At 68.6% G+C, this 18,575-nt stretch carries 15 protein-coding genes; 7 read left to right on the top strand and 8 right to left on the bottom strand.

The genetic code is table 11. The annotated features are described in order from the left end of the window. Window positions 1–13: 13 nt before the first annotated feature. Entirely contained in the window at window positions 14–2,866 is a 2,853-nt protein-coding gene (locus tag G8760_RS16120; RefSeq protein ID WP_246222576.1) for an ATP-binding protein, read from the bottom strand. Between the two features lie 202 nt (window positions 2,867–3,068). Here G8760_RS16120 and G8760_RS16115 point away from each other — a divergent pair, with 202 nt between their 5' ends. The 3 genes from G8760_RS16115 to G8760_RS16105 all read left to right on the top strand — a co-directional run bounded on the left by G8760_RS16115 (window position 3,069) and on the right by G8760_RS16105 (window position 4,672). After that, window positions 3,069–3,410, top strand: a complete 342-nt coding sequence (locus G8760_RS16115) for a VOC family protein (RefSeq protein ID WP_166352950.1) — start codon at window positions 3,069–3,071, stop codon at window positions 3,408–3,410. 47 nt (window positions 3,411–3,457) lie between these two features. Then, window positions 3,458–4,069, top strand: a complete 612-nt coding sequence (locus tag G8760_RS16110) for a VOC family protein (RefSeq protein ID WP_166352948.1) — start codon at window positions 3,458–3,460, stop codon at window positions 4,067–4,069. 114 nt (window positions 4,070–4,183) lie between these two features. Beyond that, the gene (locus G8760_RS16105) at window positions 4,184–4,672 is read left to right on the top strand and encodes a hypothetical protein (protein WP_166352946.1); all 489 of its coding nucleotides are present in this window, start codon (window positions 4,184–4,186) and stop codon (window positions 4,670–4,672) included. 46 nt (window positions 4,673–4,718) lie between these two features. Here G8760_RS16105 and G8760_RS16100 read toward each other — a convergent pair whose 3' ends face one another. Next, window positions 4,719–5,066: a MerR family transcriptional regulator gene (locus tag G8760_RS16100; protein WP_166352944.1), complete on the bottom strand. Its 348-nt coding sequence runs from the start codon at window positions 5,064–5,066 to the stop codon at window positions 4,719–4,721. A 70-nt stretch (window positions 5,067–5,136) separates the two neighbouring features. On the opposite strand from G8760_RS16100, the gene G8760_RS16095 reads away from it, so the two are divergent. Then, window positions 5,137–5,943, top strand: coding sequence for an aminotransferase class IV (locus G8760_RS16095; protein ID WP_166352942.1), 807 nt, complete (start codon window positions 5,137–5,139; stop codon window positions 5,941–5,943). A 68-nt stretch (window positions 5,944–6,011) separates the two neighbouring features. Here the strand turns inward: G8760_RS16095 and G8760_RS16090 are convergent, their stop codons facing one another. Continuing rightward, on the bottom strand, window positions 6,012–6,512 hold the full coding sequence (locus G8760_RS16090) for a thermonuclease family protein (protein ID WP_166352940.1): 501 nt from the start codon (window positions 6,510–6,512) through the stop codon (window positions 6,012–6,014). A 236-nt stretch (window positions 6,513–6,748) separates the two neighbouring features. On the opposite strand from G8760_RS16090, the gene G8760_RS16085 reads away from it, so the two are divergent. Further along, window positions 6,749–8,425, top strand: a complete 1,677-nt coding sequence (locus tag G8760_RS16085; RefSeq protein WP_166352938.1) for an SWIM zinc finger family protein — start codon at window positions 6,749–6,751, stop codon at window positions 8,423–8,425. A gap of 46 nt (window positions 8,426–8,471) precedes the next feature. On the opposite strand, the gene G8760_RS16080 is transcribed toward G8760_RS16085, so the two are convergent. Next, complete coding sequence (locus G8760_RS16080) at window positions 8,472–9,245, bottom strand: hypothetical protein (RefSeq protein WP_166352936.1); 774 nt, start codon at window positions 9,243–9,245, stop codon at window positions 8,472–8,474. 184 nt (window positions 9,246–9,429) lie between these two features. On the opposite strand from G8760_RS16080, the gene G8760_RS16075 reads away from it, so the two are divergent. Next, window positions 9,430–10,926, top strand: coding sequence for a sensor histidine kinase (locus G8760_RS16075; RefSeq protein WP_246222587.1), 1,497 nt, complete (start codon window positions 9,430–9,432; stop codon window positions 10,924–10,926). After that, entirely contained in the window at window positions 10,923–11,594 is a 672-nt protein-coding gene (locus G8760_RS16070; protein ID WP_166352932.1) for a response regulator transcription factor, read from the top strand. The genes G8760_RS16075 and G8760_RS16070 overlap by 4 nt, the downstream gene beginning before the upstream one ends. Before the next feature lie 172 nt (window positions 11,595–11,766). On the opposite strand, the gene G8760_RS16065 is transcribed toward G8760_RS16070, so the two are convergent. From G8760_RS16065 to G8760_RS16050, 4 genes are all read right to left on the bottom strand, one after another. Then, window positions 11,767–12,225 carry a hypothetical protein gene (locus G8760_RS16065; RefSeq protein WP_166352930.1) on the bottom strand — a complete coding sequence of 153 codons (459 nt, stop codon included), beginning with the start codon at window positions 12,223–12,225 and terminating at the stop codon, window positions 11,767–11,769. A gap of 59 nt (window positions 12,226–12,284) precedes the next feature. Next, entirely contained in the window at window positions 12,285–15,848 is a 3,564-nt protein-coding gene (locus G8760_RS16060; RefSeq protein WP_166352928.1) for an ABC transporter ATP-binding protein, read from the bottom strand. A 444-nt stretch (window positions 15,849–16,292) separates the two neighbouring features. After that, a complete protein-coding gene (locus G8760_RS16055) occupies window positions 16,293–17,240 on the bottom strand; it encodes a hypothetical protein (protein ID WP_207782421.1) in 948 nt (315 codons plus the stop codon). A gap of 57 nt (window positions 17,241–17,297) precedes the next feature. Then, a complete protein-coding gene (locus tag G8760_RS16050; RefSeq protein WP_166352926.1) occupies window positions 17,298–18,566 on the bottom strand; it encodes a coiled-coil domain-containing protein in 1,269 nt (422 codons plus the stop codon). Window positions 18,567–18,575: the final 9 nt, after the last annotated feature.

Raw genomic sequence — 18,575 nt, 5'->3', positions numbered from 1 at the left:
CGCGCCACGAGGGTCAGCCGGCGGCCTTTGTAGGGGCGAGCCCGAGGTTGGTGAGGATGTCGTTGCCGGCGGGCACGGTATCGCCGCCGGCCAGGACGAGTGTCCGGGCCTGTTGATATGGGCAGCCGGCCGCCTCGAAGGCGGTTGCGGCGGCGACGAGACGTCCGTGGTCGTCGTCGTGCAGCGCGGCGGCCCGGTCGAGGATCGCGTTCGCGACGGGGTTCTCTCCAACGACCGGACGGGCGGCAACGAGGTGGTCGCCGGCGTCGGGGTCGCCGGCCAGCACGGCGGCTTCGGCGCGCAGGGCAACGTGCCAGTGCAGCAGTATCCCCAGGCGCCACAGGTTCGCCTCGTCGGCTTGGACGTCGAGCCGTTCCAGGGCGAGCGCCACCTCTCCACGGTGCAGCAGGGTGATGGCGTCGAAGGTGGGTGCGTAGCCGGATCGGTCGGCAACACTGACGCCCAACTGGTCGACGACGGACAACCAGTCGGCGCGGGCGGCCTCGTCGCCACGTAGCCCGTGGATCATCGCGACCGCCGCGGCCACCGGGCCGAAGGTATGGCCCCGCGGACGGCCCGCCTGGGTCCAGCCGTCGAGAAACTGGGTGCTGGCCGCGATCACGTCGTTGCCGTACCCGGCAAGCGCGTCGGCCATGATGAGCTGCGCAGTCGCGATATGCCCGACCTCGGCCAACAGCGGCAGATCGCGCAACTGCCGACCACATCGTCGGGCCGACGGCAGGTCGCCGACGCCGATGCTGGTGGCGGTGGCAATCGTCAGCGCGTCGATCAGTTCGTCCGCGGAGCCCGGGGTGATCGGCACGGATTCGAGCAGCTCTACCCGACGACGTGCGGTGGCGGCAGCGGCGAACGTGTCGCCCGACCGTCGCCGCGCCCCGGTCAGCGCGTGCAGAGCGGCGCCTTCGGCTACCGGGTTGCCCAGCCGGTGGGCGAGGTCCACTGCCCGCTCCGCGAGGGTGGTCATCGTCGCCGCGGCCGACGTAGCATCGGCGGTCTGGTCGGCGAAGAACATGTACCCGCGAGCCGTGCATTCGGCCAGGGCCACCGCGGCCTGGGCTGCGGCGTCGGCACCGGCCAGCTCAACCGCTCGGGCCAGCAATGCGGTCGCGTCGTCGACCGGGGGCCGCTGGGCGAAAGCACCGGCTTTACGGAAGTAAGTGGTGGCGGCCGTGGCGAGGTCCCGCGCCGCGGCAGCTGTGTCTCCGGCGCGGTGAGCGACGTCGGCGGCAGCCTGCCACAGGCGGTAGGCGTCGTCGCCCCGCATCCGGCACGCGGCGACGTTCGCCGCCCACCGGAGGGCGGAAGCCTCGCCGGCGGGGTCGTCGGTGAGGCCGGCCGCCTGCTCGAAGCGCTGCTGGGACTCACCTACCAGGTTGCGGGAGAAAGCCAGGTGCGCCAGCGACAGCGCGAGCTGGTACGCGTCGGTGCGCTGCTCCGGCTGCTCAGCGGCCCAGCTCAAGGCGGCCCGGAAGTCGTCGGCTACGGCGTCGAAACCGGCCCGCCAGGTGCCAGTGGTGGGCGACGGGTCTTCGGCCAGCTCACGAGCGGTGCCGGCACACCAGCGCAGATGCTGAGCACGGGTGCTATCGAGTTCACCGGCCTCGGTGAGCTGTTCAGTCCCGTATTGGCGGATGGTCTCCAATGCGCGGTACCGGGTGCCTCCGGCGGACGCGGCGACGCTCAGCAGGCTCTGGTCCGCGAGCCGCGCCAACCCGTCGGCGATCTCCCCTGGCTCCAGCGGGCTGAACCCGGCCACCGCCGCGGCGGCCGACGCGCTGAACGGCGAAACGAACACCGACGTCCGTCGCAGCAGAGTCAGGTCGGGGCCGTCGAGCAGCGCCTGGCTCCAGTCCAGCATGGCCCGGACCGAACGGTGCCGGTCGTCGGCACGGTACCCGCCAACCAGCAGCCGCAGATGGTCGGACAAGCCTGTGACCAGGCCATCGAGCCCCAGCGCGGGCAGCCGGGCCGCCGCGAGCTCGATCGCCAGCGCCACCCCGTCCAACTTGCGGCACACGTCGGCGACCTGGTCCAGGTGCTCGGTCTCGACGCTCCAGCCGACGGCCGCGGCCCGGTCGACGAACAGCGCGACCGCGTCCGCCGAATCGGCCGCGCCCGGTGCGTCGTCGGCACCGAGTCCGTCAAGGGACAGCGGCGGAACCGGATAAACCCGCTCGAACGGCACCATCAGCCGCGCCCGGCTGGTGGTCAGAACGCTCACCTCCGGGCAGCGCGCCAGCAAACGCTCGACGAACGGCGCCACCCCGTCGGTCAGGTGTTCACAGTTGTCCAGCACCAGCAGGACGCGACGGCCGACCAGCGCCGCCAACACGGACTCGTCGATACCGCGACCCTGCTGCTCCCCCACGCCGAGCGCCGCCGCGACGGCGGAGCCGACCATCGTAGGGTCGGTGACCGGCACCAGATCGACGAACCACACGCCGTCGACGAAGCTGCTGGCTAGGTCCGCGGCGACGGCCAGCGCCAACCGGGTCTTGCCCACACCACCGGGGCCGACGGCGGTGACCTCGCGGTGCGCGCTGACAGCATCGCGCAGGGCGCCGCGCTCCTCGGCCCGGCCGATGAACGGGGTCAGGGGCGACGGAAGCCCGGCCAGCGCCTGGTTGGTCCGCTCGGCGCGGTCGAATTCGCCGGCCAGATCGGCGAGGGCCCGACGATCGGGCGCGCCAAGCTTACGCAGCAGCGACGACACGTGGGTCTCGACGGTGCGGACCGAGATGAACAGCTGCGCACCGATCTCGGCGTTGCTGCGGTGTTCTCCGAGGAGGGCCAGAATCTCGGCCTCCCGAGCCGAGATCCCCGCCGTCGCCGTCTGCTTCGACACGTGACCTATTCTCTCGCGCGGGCTCGCCTCGCACGGGCTCGCCTCGCGGAGGACCGCCAAGGCCGCGGGGCGACGGGGCTACGGGGCTACGGGGCTACGGGGCTGGATCCGTGGTGTGCTCCGTGCTCAGCACGGATGTGGGACTACCCAGGCCAGGGAGATGCTGACACCAGTAAGAGACCACGTCAAAGAGGAGGCAGTCATGAGCCACAGCATTCAGACCATCATCATCCCGGTCCGGGACCTGGCCGCCGCCAAGGCGCTCTACGGAACCGTGCTGGGTGTGCAGCCGTACGCCGACGAGCCCTACTATGTCGGCTTCCGGGTCGGCGAGCAGGAGATCGGCCTCGACCCGAACGGTCACAACCACGGCATGACCGGCCCGGTCAGCTACTGCCACGTCGCCGACGTCGCGGCCACCCTGCGCCAAGCCGTCGATGCTGGCTGGCGGACCCGCCAGGACGTCAAAGATGTCGGCGGTGGGCAACTGGCCGCCATCGTCGAAGATCCCAGCGGCAACGTCCTCGGATTCCTTCAACGCTGAGCCGACCGCACGTCCAAGACACCAACACTCAACTGAAAGGACCAGCCATGACAACCATCGACTACATCACCCTCGAGGTATCCGACCCCACGGCCGCTGACCTCTTCTACACCGAAGCGCTCGAATTGGGTAAACACGTGCAGGTGCGTGCCTCCGACGCTCCAACAACCGGCTTCCGGGGGTTCACGCTCTCGCTCGTCGTGTCCCAGCCGGCCACTGTCGACGCCCTGGCCAGTGCCGCTGTCGACGCCGGGGCCACCCAGGTGAAGCCGGCCGCGAAGTCGCTGTGGGGTTATGGCGGCGTCGTCCAGGCTCCGGACGGAACGATCGTGACGTTGGCGTCGTCGTCGAAGAAGAACACCGGGCCGGCCACGAAGCAGATCGACGACATCGTGCTCCAGCTCGGCGTCGCGGACGTCGCCGCGAGCAAGCAGTTCTACGTCGACCGCGGCCTCACCGTCGCGAAGAGCTACGGCCGTAAGTACGTCCAGTTCGACTCCGGACCCGTCACGCTGGCGCTGTACAAACGTCGTGGCCTCGCCAAAGTCGCCGGGGTCTCGCCGGACGGGACGGGATCGCACCGGATGGCCGTCGGCAGCGGGGCCGGGTCTTTCACCGACCCGGACGGGTTCACCTGGGAAACCACCTCCGGAAAATAGGGAACGAAACGGCCAGGATAGGGACCGATCCTGACGCTGCTGCCCGCCGCGCACCGGTACCTTCGAGACAGCACCGATCCCGTGATCGTCGCCGCGACACGAAGGAGGCGGACTATGCGCACCGGACTTGTCCTCCTGCACGCCGCACCTGGAGTGGCCGGAGTGCTGGCCGGCCTGCTGTCGCTGTCGCCGCCGCGGCCGGACGACGGGCGACACCACTGGCGGCGGCTCTACGTGGCGTGTGTCACGGTTCTGATCGTCGGCATGGTCGCGCTGATCGTCTACGACTGGACTGATCTCGACGCCGCTGCCCGGGTCACGTTTACCGGCCTGGCCGGCCTGGCCGCCGTCATGGGCTGGAGATTGTGGCTGGCACACCGTGAGGCGTCGGCGCAGCGGACCGGGTGGCAGCGACGCTACGTCGACCACGTCTACTTCACCTACGTCACGCTGTGGATAGGTCTGCTGATCGTTCCCGCACTCAACACGCCCATGCCGCAGGTCGCCGTGCCGATCGTTGTGCTTGCCGTGCTGACCACCGGCCACGTTCTGCTCAAGCGTTACAAGCGGGAGGTCCTCAGCCAAGACCCCCGGCCCACGTAACGCCGCGGCCGCGGCGTACCCGGCGATCGCCTCGACGTGGTGCCCGTCAACTGCTGGCGCCCAGGTAGTTCGCCAACTCCGCGCGCTGGCGGCGGAGCCGGCCAATCTCCGCGTCCGACCGTGCGAGATGGCGTTCGACGAGTTCGACAACCTCGTCGCAGAGCACGAATCCGCGGGTACCTTCCTCAACACAGGGAAGCAGCGTCTTGATCGTTTCGGTGGAGAACCCGACGTCCAGCAGCGCCCGGATCTTGGCGACGTCTCCCGCGGCGGCGTCGGCAAAGTCCCGGTACCCGTTGGACCGGCGCTCCGCGTGCAGCAATCCGAGCCGTTCGTAGTACCGCAGAGACCGTTCGCTGACGCCGGTACGTGCGGCCAGTTCTCCGATCTGCACCCTGCCTCCTGTCCAAGCGCGTCGTCTCGCGTTTGACCTTGCCACTGATGTCAAGCTTTAACGTGCCTACATGACCGCAGATTCCATGACGAACATCTCGCTCAACGGCCAGCCCGCCGGCGCCGCCGAGCTGTCGCCGTTAGCCTTCGCCGGTTACGCCCACTTCACCGCCATGCAGATCCGCGACGGCCGGACCAAGGCACTCGACCTGCACCTCCAACGCCTCCGGGCCGCGTCTGAGCAAATGTTTGGCGATTCCGTCGCCGACGACACCATCCTGGGTTACGCCGGGAAGGCGATCGAGGCATCCGGTCCGGATCTCTCGATGACGATCACCGTCTTCACCTCCAGCGGTGAGTTCGTCCCCCGCTCGGAGTCCCGGCTGAATGTGCTCGTTCGGACCGCGCCACCGGCCACGCCGCCGAACGGGCCGCTGCGTCTCTACCCATACGCACACGAACGCTTCCTCGCGGAGGTCAAGCTCGTCGGCGAAACCGCGAAGACCGTGGCCATCCAGACGGCGGTATCGGCCGGTTTCGACGACGCCGTGTTCATCGACCGGTCCGGTGCTCTGACCGAAGCGTCGATCTGGAACCTGGCGTTCTACGATGGCCGTTCGGTGATCTGGCCGCAGGGACGGCTGCTCGAAGGGGTCACCCAGAAGACGATCCAGCGACAGTTGGCCGAGCTTGGTGTCGATCAGCGCACCCAGCGCCTGGAACCGGCGGAGACCACGGGCCTGGCCGCGGCGGTGATGAACTCGTGGACTCCCGGCGTGGCCGTGACGGCCATCTCGGATGTGGCGCTGGAACCGTCGGCCGAGTTCGGTGCCCTGCTGCATGAAGCGTGGAACAACGAACCAGCCGTCAAGCCCTGACCAGCAAACACTCGACGCACCATCGCCGGCAGCGCCGGGGAGTTGTGTGGCAGTAAGGGCCTGGACGGCTACCGCCAGCCGCAGCTCGTCCAGAATCCACGCCCTTCGCGCCGCGCTTCGTCCTCGGCCTCCTCGTAGACGCCGGCGAGCCGCGAGTCCTCACCGGCGTGCCGAGACAACCAGCGAGCCATCCCTGCTTCGACAAGCTCGGCGCCGACGTCCGCGCCGTCGAGTTCCACCGCACGTAGGAGCCGGTCGTGGACGTCACGGTCTGGGCCGTCGCTCGTCGGGACCAGCACGACGTCCTGGTCCAACACCAAGTCGAGGAGGAGCCGCGTCGCGTCGTCGTACCCACACTCGTCGCGCTCCGGTGTGTCGATCTGCGGCAGCCGGACCCGCTCGACGCCGCCGCCGCCCGCCATCTGGGCGTCGAGTGTGTCACCGTCGATGACGTGCACCACGGTGGCCCGCTCTCCCTCGGGGCGTTCCTCCGACGCACACCCGGCTACCAGGCCGGCTGCCAGGCAGACGACGGCCCCGACCCGACCTCCCCATCGGATCGATCCCATTGGCCCGCCCTCACTCCCCCGATCACCGGCAACGTCGATGCAGCCTAATCGTTTGACCATGGCGGGACGGGCCGTGGCCCGGCTCTTGCTGGCTTTCTATGCCGGATAACCCCCGAAAACCAGGCCGCATACGGCATACAAAACCAGGAAGTGCCGACGACGGCGACCACCGCTGTGAAACCAAGCTGGATGGCACGGGTGGAACCTACGCCCCTCGCCCTGAGAGAGTGCTGTCCGTGAGTGTGTGGGCACAGGACCTCAGCAGCCGCCTCGACGAGCTAACCGACCCGATCACGATCGAGCGCGGCGCCACCTACGCCGGCGCCGGGCGCGTCATCGAACTCACCGAGGGTGCGGATCGGATCACGGCCGTGGTCGCCGGCACGGACGATTACCACGTCGAGCTGTCCGCCGACTCGTGGTTCTGCGACTGCCCGGTCGGGGTGATGGGTGCGTTCTGCAAACATTGCGTCGCCGTCGCCGTCTCGGTGGCGGTCCCCTCGGACGAGTCCACCGGGCAGGCCGGTGTCAGGGAGGCGGCGGACGTCGAGCAGGAAACCTTCAGCCCGGACCGGTGGCTGCACGGACTCACCGCCAACGAACTCAGAGATCTTCTGCTGGACGCCTGCATCGAGGTCGACGGGATGGTGGAGTTCGTCGCCCGTCGTCACGCCACCATCACCGCCACCACCACCGGCGACATGTCCACCCTGATGACGGTCGTGGCCGACACGTTCACCCCAGATGAACCCTTCTACGACTATCTGGCCGCCAACCAGTACGCGGACGACGTCGAACCCGTCGTGGACCACCTGGAGGATCTCGCGGAGAACGCTGCATCCGCCCAGTTCCTCGCCGTCGTACAACGGGCTATCGAGCTAGCGGTGCGGGCTATCCGGCGCAGTGACGACTCGTCCGGGTCGCAGGGCATGCAGATCGGCCGTCTGCTCGATGCACATGCGAAGGCGGCAGCCGCGGCGCACCTGACCGACGCCGACGTCACGGCCTTGGTGAACTGGCTGTTCACCTTCAGGTTCGGCGGCACCCAAGACGTCATCGACATCGACATCTGCGAATACGCCGACGTGATCGGCGCGATCGGGGCTGAGCAGTACCGCGGTCTGCTCGATCAGCTCTCCAAGGATGATGCGGCGGACCACCACGGCATCGACTACGCCCGCCGCCGGCTAGCGGTGCTGCACCGAGATCCGGAGGAGATCATCCAACGTGCCGGCGGACAGCCCCAGCGCGCCTACCAGTTCGCCGAGCTGGTGGATGCCTTACACGAGTCCGGTTATGGCGAGCTCGCCGCCGAATACGCCCGACAGGGCATCGCCGCCGACCCACACTCGCACCAGGTGACTCCCCTGGTGACGTATGCCGCCGAGGACGCCCGACGGCGCGGACAGCTCGACGAGGTGGTCCGGATCCGGCGCGACGACTTCCAGAACCGGCCGTCGACGACCACGTACAAGGCGTTCGAGCGTGATGCCACCGCTGCCGGAGTGTGGGACGCCGAGCACGCGGTAGCTGGTGAGCTTCTGGCCAGGGTCGATCCGCGCGGATGGGTGCTCGTTCTCCATGATCGCGGCGACGACGACGCGGCGTGGACGGCGGCCCGCGCCCACCCGGACGGCATCGACGTCGAACTGTGGGAACGCCTGTTCCGCCGCCGCATCATCACCGACCCAGCGTCCACGCTGCCGCTGTATCGGCGGGTCGTCGACCGGACGCTGGTGCATGCCGGCCGCCACAACTACCGGACCGCCGCCCGGCTACTACGCCGCATGCGAGACGCCGCGGAGGCGGCCGGAACGCCCACGGAGTTCACCCGCTACCTGGCCGACGTCATCCAGCGGAACCGCCGTCGGCCGGCCTTTGCCGAGGAGCTGCTGCGGGCACGGGTCCGCTGAGCGGACGGGCGGCGCGCCACCGCCCGCCGATCCCCGGGGCCACACCTCAGATCGTGTCGCGGACCCGGTAGTCGATCTCCAACTCCACCGCACCGTCGTCGAGCTCGATCTCCACCCGCCACCGCTCATTCCCGCTGGACAGGGTGAACTCGATCTCGTCGCTGTCCTCTTCGTCCATCCGCAGCGACCAGCCGTCAGCCACGACGACGTCGCGCAGCACGAGCCGGCCATTGTCGACGGTGAACTCCATCGATCCGGCCTGGCCTAGTTCGTACACCCCGGGGTCGGCGCGGTCGATGTCGGTGTCGACGTCGATCTCCAGCCGGCCGTCGTCCAGTTCGATCTCGACGTCGATGTCGACGTTGCCCTGCTTGAAGTCGACCTCGATCTCGTCCGACGAGTCCTCGTCGACGCTGGAACGCCAGCCGTCGACCGCCTCGACGTCGACGAGGACCAGCTCCCGGTCGCGTACGTCGAACTCGACGAATCCGGCCTCGCCGATCGCCCAGCGGCCCGGCTGGGCCGGCACCGGGTAGTCAGCCCGCGGGTCGATCACCGCGCTGCCACCGGTGTCGTCGCGTTCCGCGTCGGCGGCGCCAGCGGTGTCATCAGCCGCATCATCACCACCCTGACCAGCATCATCGTGGTCATCATCGGCGCTTCCCGGCTCACCAGCATCGGCTGGACCGGTGTCGGGGCTGACCTCGACGGCATCGGCACCGTCGTTCAGGGTCGTGGTCGAGCTGTCGTCCCCGCCGCAGGCCGCGACCACGAGGGTGACCGCCGCGATGGCGGCGAAAGTTCCAGCTGTCCGGCGCATCATGGGCACCTTTCATCGTGTACGTCGTTCGGTCTCTTACCGGTCTACCCGTCGAACCAACGTCGTCGAGCCTTCATGAAAGGCCTCTCATGTTCGGCTCAGGATTCCCTCATCAACCACGTGGAACGCCATCACCTGCGCACATATGACGGAGCAGGCAGGCACAATCGGAGGCGTGCGACGAATGGACTCGACGACGCGGAGGCAGGCCACCGGCCCGAAGCGAAGCTGGTCGCGACGGTTCGGCTCGGCCCGCGCACCCATCGTCGCGGCCAGCGCCGCCCTGCTGGTGGCGGCCCTGGTGCTGTCCAGCCTGGCCACCCAGATGATCCTCGAGTCTCGGGTGGACGAACGCATCACCGACGGCATGGCCCGCGACACCGAGGAGTTCGCCGCCCTCGCCGCGGGCACGGATCCGGCGACGGGTGAGTTGTTCGGCCCCGACGTCGAGCGGATGTTCCGAGTTTTCCTCCAGCGCAACGTTCCGTCGGAGAATCAAGTATTCATCACCTACGTCGACGGCGCTCCCTATCTGCGCAGTGGTGGTGATCCTCCGGCCCGGCTGGATCGGCTCGTCGAGCTGACCGACCGATGGAGTGCGGTGCAGGCCGTCGAGCGGGGCCGGGTCCAGGTCGACGACGTCGGAGTCGTGGCTTATCAGGCCACCCCGGTCCAGGTCGGCGGGGACACCGTCGGGGTGTTCGTCACCGCGTGGTTCCGCGACCTCGAAGCATCCGAGATCAGCGATGTCATCACCGTGGTCGCTATCATCGGCGGCATCGTCCTCGTCGTGGCGGCCGGCATCGTCTGGTTCGTCACCGGCCGGGTGCTCAGACCGGTCGACGAGGTCTCGGCGACGGCCCGATCGATCACCGAGACCGATCTGACCCGGCGCATCGAGTGGGAGGGCGGCCGCGGGGAGATCGCCCGGCTGGTGGCCACCTTCAACGACATGCTCGACCGGCTGGAGACGGCTTTCCGCGCGCAACGGGAGTTCATCGACGACGCCGGGCACGAGCTGCGCACTCCGGTCACCATCATCCGCGGCAACCTCGACCTGATGAACTACGCCGACGACGCCCAACGCGAAGAGACCCTCGAACTGATCAACGACGAGCTGGACCGGATGCAGCGGATGGTCGACGACCTTCTGCTGCTGGCCAAGGCGCAGCAAGCCGAGTTCCTCGACGTCACACCGGTCGACCTCGACGCGCTGACCGACGAGGTCCTGGCCAAGGCACGCGCCCTCGGCGACCGCGACTGGCGCCTGGACGCCGTGGCACCCGGCGTGGTGGAAGGCGACCGGCAGCGGCTCACCCAGGCACTACTCCAGCTGGCCCAGAACGCGGTGCAGCACACCGAACCCGGCCAGCGGGTCGGTGTCGGCTCGGCGCTGCGTGATGGCGAAGCGCACCTGTGGGTCACCGACGACGGCCCGGGTGTCGACCCAGCCGAGCTAGACCGGCTCTTCGGCCGCTTCAGCCGCGGCCGTACCTCCGCCCGGCAGGACGGCGGGGCCGGCCTGGGGCTCGCCATCGTGGACGCCATCGCCCGAGCGCACGGCGGCCGGGTGGAGGTTGGTGCGTCGGACACCGGCGGGGCTCGGTTCACCGTCGTCGTCCCGGCCGAAGCACACCACGAGGCGACGGTCTCCCCTACCGTGGAAGGTGAGTTGCCGTGACCCGCATCCTCATCGTCGAAGACGAGCCCCGCATCGCCGAGTTCCTCGAACGCGGCCTCGCCGCCCACGGTTACACCACCGTCGTGGCCCACGACGGCCGGACCGGGCTCGACGAAGCGCACCGCGCCGACATCGACCTGGTCATCCTCGACATCGGGCTACCCCACATCGACGGACTCGATGTGCTCCACGCCTTACGCGGCCAAGGTGTCACTACACCGGTGCTCATCCTGACCGCCCGCGGCGGGCCGGAGAACACCATCAAAGGGCTCGATGCCGGCGCCGACGACTACCTCAGCAAACCGTTCCGGTTCGACGAACTCCTGGCCCGCGTCCGGGCGCGGCTACGATCCGGGGCAACAGCAAGCGCTGAGGCATCGTCCGAACTCAACGTCGGCCGGTTAGCCCTCGACATCCGCCGCCGGCAGGTCCGCATCGACGGCCGCGAGGTGGAGCTCAGCGCACGCGAGTTCGTCATGCTGGAGGTGTTTCTGAAGCGGCCCGGCGAGGTGCTCTCCCGGGAGCAGCTGCTCAGCGGGGTGTGGGGGTACAGCCACAATCCGGGCTCCAACGTGGTCGACGTATACGTCGGATATCTGCGCAAGAAGCTGGGTGATGGTGTCATCATCACCGTCCGTGGCATGGGGTACCGCTTCGACCCCGGGTGAACCCACCCGCCGCCGGTGCAGTAAGCCTCCTTACCGCGCCTATAGCGACCACAAGCCTCCTTACTGCAAGGCGCCACTGCAAGGCGCCGACCACAAGCTTCCGCACTGCGCCTATAGCGACAACAAGCTTCCTTGTGCACAACCCTCCGTGTGGTGGGTGCGGCGAGGACGGTTAGTCGACCTCGGTCCGAAGGTGGCCGTCCTCGACGGTGATCTCGACGTCGACCGACCGGCCGCCTTCGTGGCGAAACTCGAGTTCAATCTCGTCGGTGTCGGCGTCGTCGACGGTGTACCGCCATCCAGCCGCCGGGCGGACGTCGACCAGCTCCATCTGGCTGGCCCCGGTGACCCGGACGTCCACCTCACCCACCTGGTCTACGACCACGGTCTCGACGCCGTCGGCACCATCGGGATCCGGGGACACTCCGTCGGCCCCGCCAGCCGGCGGGTCGGTACCGTCACCAGCCGGGGCGGGCCGGGTGTCGTCACGTCCACCTAGCTCAACGGCGTCCGCACCGTCGCCGAGTTGCGGGCTCACGTCAGGCACGTCGTCGGAACATCCGGCGCATGCCATCACGACGACGCCACACGTCACCAGCAGCCGGCGCACTGTTGCCTTCCTCCGAGCCACCCTAACGACACTAGTGTGCCGCGCCGGAGATCCGCCCGGATCTCCGGCGCGCGACACCACTAGCCGGCTGGCTGGAGCACCCGGGCGACGTAGTCGGGCGCCGGCTCGTCGCCGTCGATCCTGCCGTCAGCGACCACCACCACTCGGTCCACCCAGTGCAACGATTGCGGTCGGTGCGTGACGACGAGTGTGGTCCGGCCCGCTGACGCCACCCGCATCGCCTGGTTGACGCGTCGCTCACTGGCCAGATCCAGGTTGGAGGTCGCCTCGTCGAGGATCAGGATCGACGGGTCGTGCAACAGCGCCCGCGCCAGGCAGACCAGCTGGCGCTGTCCGGCCGACAACGACCGGCCGCGTTCGGCCACCACATGGTGGTAACCGCCGGGCAGCCGCTCGATGAACTCATGTGCTCCGACGGCCCGGGCCGCGGCCTCGACCTCGGCGTCGCTCACCGTCGCCTTGGCGTAGGCGATGTTGTCCCGGATCGTGCGCGAGAACAGGAACGGCTCTTGCGGCACGTACCCCAGCCGGCGGCGGTAGCTGGTGACGTCGAGCGCATCCAGCGGGCGCCCGTCGACCAGGACGGTTCCCGACGTCGGGTCGTAGAACCGGGCGATCAGCTTCGACAGCGTCGACTTGCCGGCTCCGGTGCGCCCCACGAACGCGATCCGCTGGCCGGGTGGTACGTGCAGGTCGACGTCGCGGATCGCGTCCGTCGACGTGCCCGCGTAGCGCAGCCGTACCTGGTGGAAACGGATGTCGCCCCGGAGTTCGCGCACCGGTTCGGCGTCCGGCCGCACCGGTGTGGACGTCTCTAGGGCCAGCAGCCGTCGCACCCGGACCAGTCCGGTCCGGGCCCGCTGGTAGACGTCGAACACCTGGGACAGTTGCTGCACCGGCGCGAAGACCTGGGCCAGGTAGAGCAGGAATGCGATGAGCGTGCCCAGCGCCAGGGTTCCCGACTCGATCCGGGTAGCTCCCACGCCCAGGACGGCGGCGATCGCGAGCACCGAGAGCAGCTCGATGGTGGCGACGTACACCGACACGGCGAACAACCCGCGCAGGCTCGCGGCGACGAACTCCCGGCCCATCGCGGCGAAGCGGGCCAGGTTGACCGCTTCCCGGCGGTAGGCGTGGGTGACCCGGATCCCGGCCATGCTCTCCTGGATGTCCGCGTTGATCACCGATATCTGCTCGCGGGCCTGGTCGTATGCCACCGAGGCGCGGCGCCGGTACCACCACGTGCTCAGGGCCGCGAACGGGATTACGCCCAGCACGACCAGCGCCAGCAGCGGGTCGAGTACGACGACCACGACGGACATCCCGATGAAGGTGGTCAGGCTCACCACCGTGTTGATCAGACCCACCTGGAACAGCTGCGCGATCGCGTCCACGTCGGAGGTCATCCGGGTCATGATCCGGCCGGCCTGGGTGCGGTCGTAGTAGTCGATGCCGAGCCGCTGCAGCTGGCCGAAGATCCGCACCCGCAGCGCCAGCAGGAGCCGCTCGGTGCTGCGAGCGGTCCACAGCAGCCCCGTGCGCTGATCCCACCAGAGCGCACCGACGAGCCCGGCGGCGACCGCGCAGATGGTGAACAGCACCGGCAGCGAACCCGCCAGCATTCCGTCGTCCACGGCCTGGCGGACCAGCATCGGGTTCATCAGCACGATGACGGCTTCGAGGATGACCAGTCCCATTCCCACGATCAGCCCGCCGATGTACGGCCGGACGAACGATGGCAGCCGCAGCGGCCCACGAGCGCCGTTCTCCCGGGCGAAATCGACCGCCGGGGGATCCTTCGGTGGCGGCAGCTTGGCGATCTGATCGGCGACCGGCCGCGGAATCTCCATCTCCGCCGGCGGCAGGTGACCGGTGGCGTCCTGGCGAGACTGCCAGGCCGACGCGGTCGCTTCGAACCGTCCGGTTCGGGCCCGTCCGATGAGACCGGCCGGACCGGCGTCGTCGGAGCTGGAATCTCCGTCGCCGAACAGGTCGCGGTAGAGCCCGGAGCGCTCCATCAGTTCCTGGTGACTGCCGTGGTCGACGACGCCGCCCTGGTCGATGAGGACGACGCGATCGGCCAGGCGCAGCGTGGACTCCCGATACGCGACGAGGAGCACGGTCCGTTCAGCGAGAAACGGCCGCAGATTGGCGTGGATACGCTCCTCCACCTTGACGTCGACGGACGACGTGGCGTCGTCGAGCAAAAGGATGTCCGGCTCCGCGAGCAGCGCCCGGGCCAGCGCCACGCGTTGGCGCTGGCCACCGGAGAGGGTGATACCTTCCTCGCCGACCACCGTGTCGTATCCGTCCGACAGCTCGCCGATGAACTCGTCGGCGGCGGACGCGGTCGCGGCGGCACGGATCTCATCGGCGGTGGCATCGGGTTTGCCGTAGGCGATGTTGGCCGCGATGGTGTCGGAGAAGAGGAAGCTGTTCTCGAAGACCACGCCGATCCGGCCGCGCAGTTCGGGCAGAGACCATCGCCGCACGTCGATGCCGTCGACGGTGATGGTCCCGGCGTCGGCATCGAAGAACCGCGGCAGCATGGTGAGGGCGGTGGACTTGCCGCATCCGGACGGGCCGACCAGGGCGACCGTCTCGCCGGCCTGGACGTCGAGGGTGAAGTCGCGCATCACCTGATGCCCGTCGCCGTCGGCGTAGGCGAAGCTGACCTTGTGGAACGAGACTGACCCACCGTTGGGGGCGACGTCCACCGGCCGAAGTGGCTCGGTGATCTCCGCCTGCAGATCGAGCAGCTCACCGACGCGTTCGGTCGCGGCCTTGGCCATCGGGGCGTTGGTCAGCACCATGCCGGCCACCCTCGCGATCCCGACCAGCTCGGCGAGGTACCCGATGCAGGCGAGAAAGACTCCGACCGTGAGGTGACCGTTGAGCACCAGAAGACCACCGACGAGCAGCACCAGGACCTGCCCGGCCAGCGGCGCACCCTGGAGCGACGCCACGAACGGGGCGCGCAGCCGGACCGCCCGCACCCGGGCCGCGAACATGTCGAGCAGCGACGCGTGCAGCCGTTCGGTCTCGGCGGGCTGCTGGCCGAACGCGCGCACCACCCTTACGCCGGTGACCGCCTCCTCGACCCGGGTGGTCATCTCGGCCTCGCGCTGCTGGGCGTCCCAGCCGGCGGCGTACACCTTCTGGCGCTGCCGGTTGGTGACGGCGAAGACGACGACGATCACAGCGACGACGAGCGCCGCCACCGGGGGCGACAACGCGAACATGATCCCGATGGACAGCGTGGCCGACAGCAGCGCACCCGCCACCTGCGGGATCCAGCTCAGCAGCATATGGACCTTCTGCAGGTCGCTGCTGATCCGGGAGACGAGCTGGCCGCTTTGCAGCTGAGCGTGCCCGGTGAAGTCGAGCCGCTGCAGGGTGTCGTAGACGTCGTGCCGGATGTCGTCCTGGATCCGGAAGGCGGTCTTGCCACCGATGTAGCGCCAGCCGGTGGACAGCAGGAACCTGGCCACCGCGACGGCGCCGAGCAGGACGATGAGCGGCATCAGAGGCGATGTGCCGCTGACGATCGCGTCGTCGATGACCCGTCCCTGGGTGACCGGGACGGCCGCTACCGCCCCGGCCCAGAGTAAGGCCAGCAGCACGGAGACGAGCAGCGTCCTCTTGTGCCGGACCAGGTACGGCTCGAGGCGGCGGAATGTTCCAGGCGACGACTGGGCGGGACCCGGCGGCCGTGGTGAACCCCGATGATGTGAAGGGGGCTGCCGTTTCGGCGGAGTCTGCCGGTCTGTTGCCGCCTGCTGATCTGAGGCGGCCGGTGATTCTGAAGGGCTGGCCGATTCTGAGGGGCTGGCCGATTCTGAGGGGCTGGCCGATTCTGAGGGGCTCGGCGATTCTGAGGGCTTGGGCTGATTTGACGGACTTGATGGATTTGCCGATGGGCGGCGAGGCACAACGATCTCCGAGGAGCAGATAGTACGGGCAGTGACGGTCCGACGTGGACCGCAGCCAATCCTACCGGCTCCCCGGCGAGTTATCCCGCGCGGAACCGGCTCCGGTGTCTCCGTGTTGGGATGTTCGGACAGCCCTTAGTCGCTTCTTGTCAGCCGATGGTTGTCGCGCAGGATTTTTAGGGCGCGCACCGTGGACCAGCCTCGCCATTCGACCGCACTGGCCGGCGAGTGTGCCTGCCAGTCGACGGTCCAGCCACCGTCGTCCTGCTGCCCGGTCATCAGCCGGTCCAGTTCGTCGCGCACCGCCGTCGCCGGAAACAGATTCCGGATCGGGCGCTCTGGGACGGGCGCGAAGTCAAGGAGGTGCATCGCCTCGCCTTCGATCCCACCGTCGACGGGTATAGGTCCGGACGACGGAAGGAACTCGCCCAGGCGCCGCAGCTCCACTCGGGCCTCAGCCGACGTGTCCACCAGGGCGTCGAGCATCTGCAGGCAGTAGCGGAACTCAAGTGCATGGCCGGGCGCCCGCATCGCCCGGATGTGTCGCATCGCGTAGTCCGTGGCGGTCACCAGCCAGGGGTGGTCCCGCACACCCGTGTCGTGGCGACCCACCCGGTGCGCGATTCCCGCCAGCATGGCGGTCATGTGCAGCGACGACTCGGTCGGGTCGACGTCGACGAAGAACGGCGCACAGCCCGCTGGGTCTGGGATCGGCAACGCGAACGGCAACCCGCCGTCGACGAGTGTCACGGAGCCGAGCCAGTCACACAGTTTGACGGCCTCCGGCGAGGTGTCCCGGCCGATCTCCTCGAACACCTCGAACGCGTGTAATGCACTCAGCGGTTGGCTGCTGTCGGAGCGCAGGTCTGGTTCGAGACCGATTCCGTACCCGCCGTCCGGCTGACGGTAGGCAGCCAGCGCCGCCAGTGCAGCAACGGTTGAACCGTCCCCGAACAGCAGCTCGAACCGGCGGCGATCGAGCAAGCGCGCATGGGTGGCCATGAACTCGGCAGCCCTGGTCAAAGTGTTCACCACCTCATCATCACCCGTCATGAACTCACGACGCTTGAACGAATCGGCCATGGCCTCCAACGGACGTCCGGTGTGGCGCCGATCCAGGACCAACGCGACAAAAGACGATCAGGGCACGAGATGGCCGTCGTGCTGAGTCAGCCGATCTATCTCTTCCCGGACAGCCGCCAACGCGTCCGGGAGTGCGTCTTCGGGTTCACGCGGGTTAGGCAGCAAGGAACCCAGGTGTGCGCCCGGCTCGTCGCTGGCCGACGACGCCAGCGTGGCGACCCGTTCGGCGACACCGGAGATGTGGGTGGCGCTATCGAGATCAGCCAACTCCCGAGACAGGGAGCGCAGTCGGTCGCGGTACGACGCCAGCAGGCTCACCCGGTCTTCCAGGCGGCTGGCGACGGCGTCCAGGGACGCCAGCGACGTTTCTCGGACCGCGGCCGCCCGACGGCCGGTCTCGGACTGACCCTCCGGTTTGTCACCGATCTCGGCGCGTAGACCGGCGATCTGGTGACAGCGCAACGCGATGCGTCGGACCTCGTCATCCAGGTCGACCCGGAGGCCATGCTCATCCAAGTGTGGCGACTGCCAGGCCGCGGCGCTGCGAATGTGCGCGGCGACCACCATCAACTGATGGAACACGTACGCTTCGGTTCCGGACGACTTCTTGATCTTGGCGGAGTCTACGGTGACGAGCCCGTCGAGCACAGCATCGATGTGTTCCCGAGCCACCGGCGCCGGCGGCCCGGGCTGAGCGGCGTCGGAGCTCGCGCCGGCCAGGAAACAACCACCGCCGGGCAGGCATGACGCCAAGTGCCGACGTACCTCGCTACTAGGCCAGTAGTCGAACTGGCTCAGCTGACGTTCCACCATGTCGAGGTCGATGACCTCGGCGGTGGCCGGAGGGACGCGGACCCGGTCCAGCACGTACACGGCTCGGCCGTACGGGCTCGACATCCAGTGCGCCTCGGCGCGCAAAGCCTTCACCGTGCTCACGCTGCTGGCGGCCGTGCGGTTGCTCACCAACGTGGTCATGGCCTCGTCGACGAGGTCGTCGTCGAAGACGGTCAGGCTGGAGCCGAACACGTCGGTGCGACCGTATCCGGAGGTGACGGTGAAACGGCTGCGGAACTTCCGGGTCAGCCGCCAGGTTCGGACCTCATCGGCGAGGGCCTGACGACGGATCCACGTCAGCGGCTCGGCCGTGGACTCCAAGGTGAGGACCCGGGCGTTGGTGACAACAAGGCAGTCGGCTGTGGGGTTCTTACCGTTGATGCGGACGATGAGCATGATGTGCTCACCAGCGACGAGCTTCAGCCCGCTCTGGATCCGGCTCTTCAGCCGGTCCTGGACATCACGGCCCACCCGCATGCCCGAACCCTCCATGTGAAGACG

The sequence above is a fragment of the Phytoactinopolyspora limicola genome (assembly GCF_011320225.1).
Taxonomy (GTDB): domain Bacteria; phylum Actinomycetota; class Actinomycetes; order Jiangellales; family Jiangellaceae; genus Phytoactinopolyspora; species Phytoactinopolyspora limicola.
The sequence above is the reverse complement of the archived record's forward strand: the minus strand, read 5'-3'. Positions and strand labels throughout refer to the sequence as shown.

Bases quoted from the DNA above. Each gene is read 5' to 3' on its own strand.
- G8760_RS16075 (WP_246222587.1), top strand. From the start codon at position 9,430: ATGGACTCGACGACGCGGAGGCAGGCCACCGGCCCGAAGCGAAGCTGG.
- G8760_RS16105 (WP_166352946.1), top strand. From the start codon at position 4,184: ATGCGCACCGGACTTGTCCTCCTGCACGCCGCACCTGGAGTGGCCGGA.
- G8760_RS16090 (WP_166352940.1), bottom strand. From the start codon at position 6,512: ATGGGATCGATCCGATGGGGAGGTCGGGTCGGGGCCGTCGTCTGCCTG.
- G8760_RS16095 (WP_166352942.1), top strand. From the start codon at position 5,137: ATGACCGCAGATTCCATGACGAACATCTCGCTCAACGGCCAGCCCGCC.
- G8760_RS16080 (WP_166352936.1), bottom strand. From the start codon at position 9,245: ATGCGCCGGACAGCTGGAACTTTCGCCGCCATCGCGGCGGTCACCCTC.
- G8760_RS16050 (WP_166352926.1), bottom strand. From the start codon at position 18,566: ATGGAGGGTTCGGGCATGCGGGTGGGCCGTGATGTCCAGGACCGGCTG.
- G8760_RS16055 (WP_207782421.1), bottom strand. From the start codon at position 17,240: ATGGCCGATTCGTTCAAGCGTCGTGAGTTCATGACGGGTGATGATGAG.
- G8760_RS16115 (WP_166352950.1), top strand. From the start codon at position 3,069: ATGAGCCACAGCATTCAGACCATCATCATCCCGGTCCGGGACCTGGCC.
- G8760_RS16110 (WP_166352948.1), top strand. From the start codon at position 3,458: ATGACAACCATCGACTACATCACCCTCGAGGTATCCGACCCCACGGCC.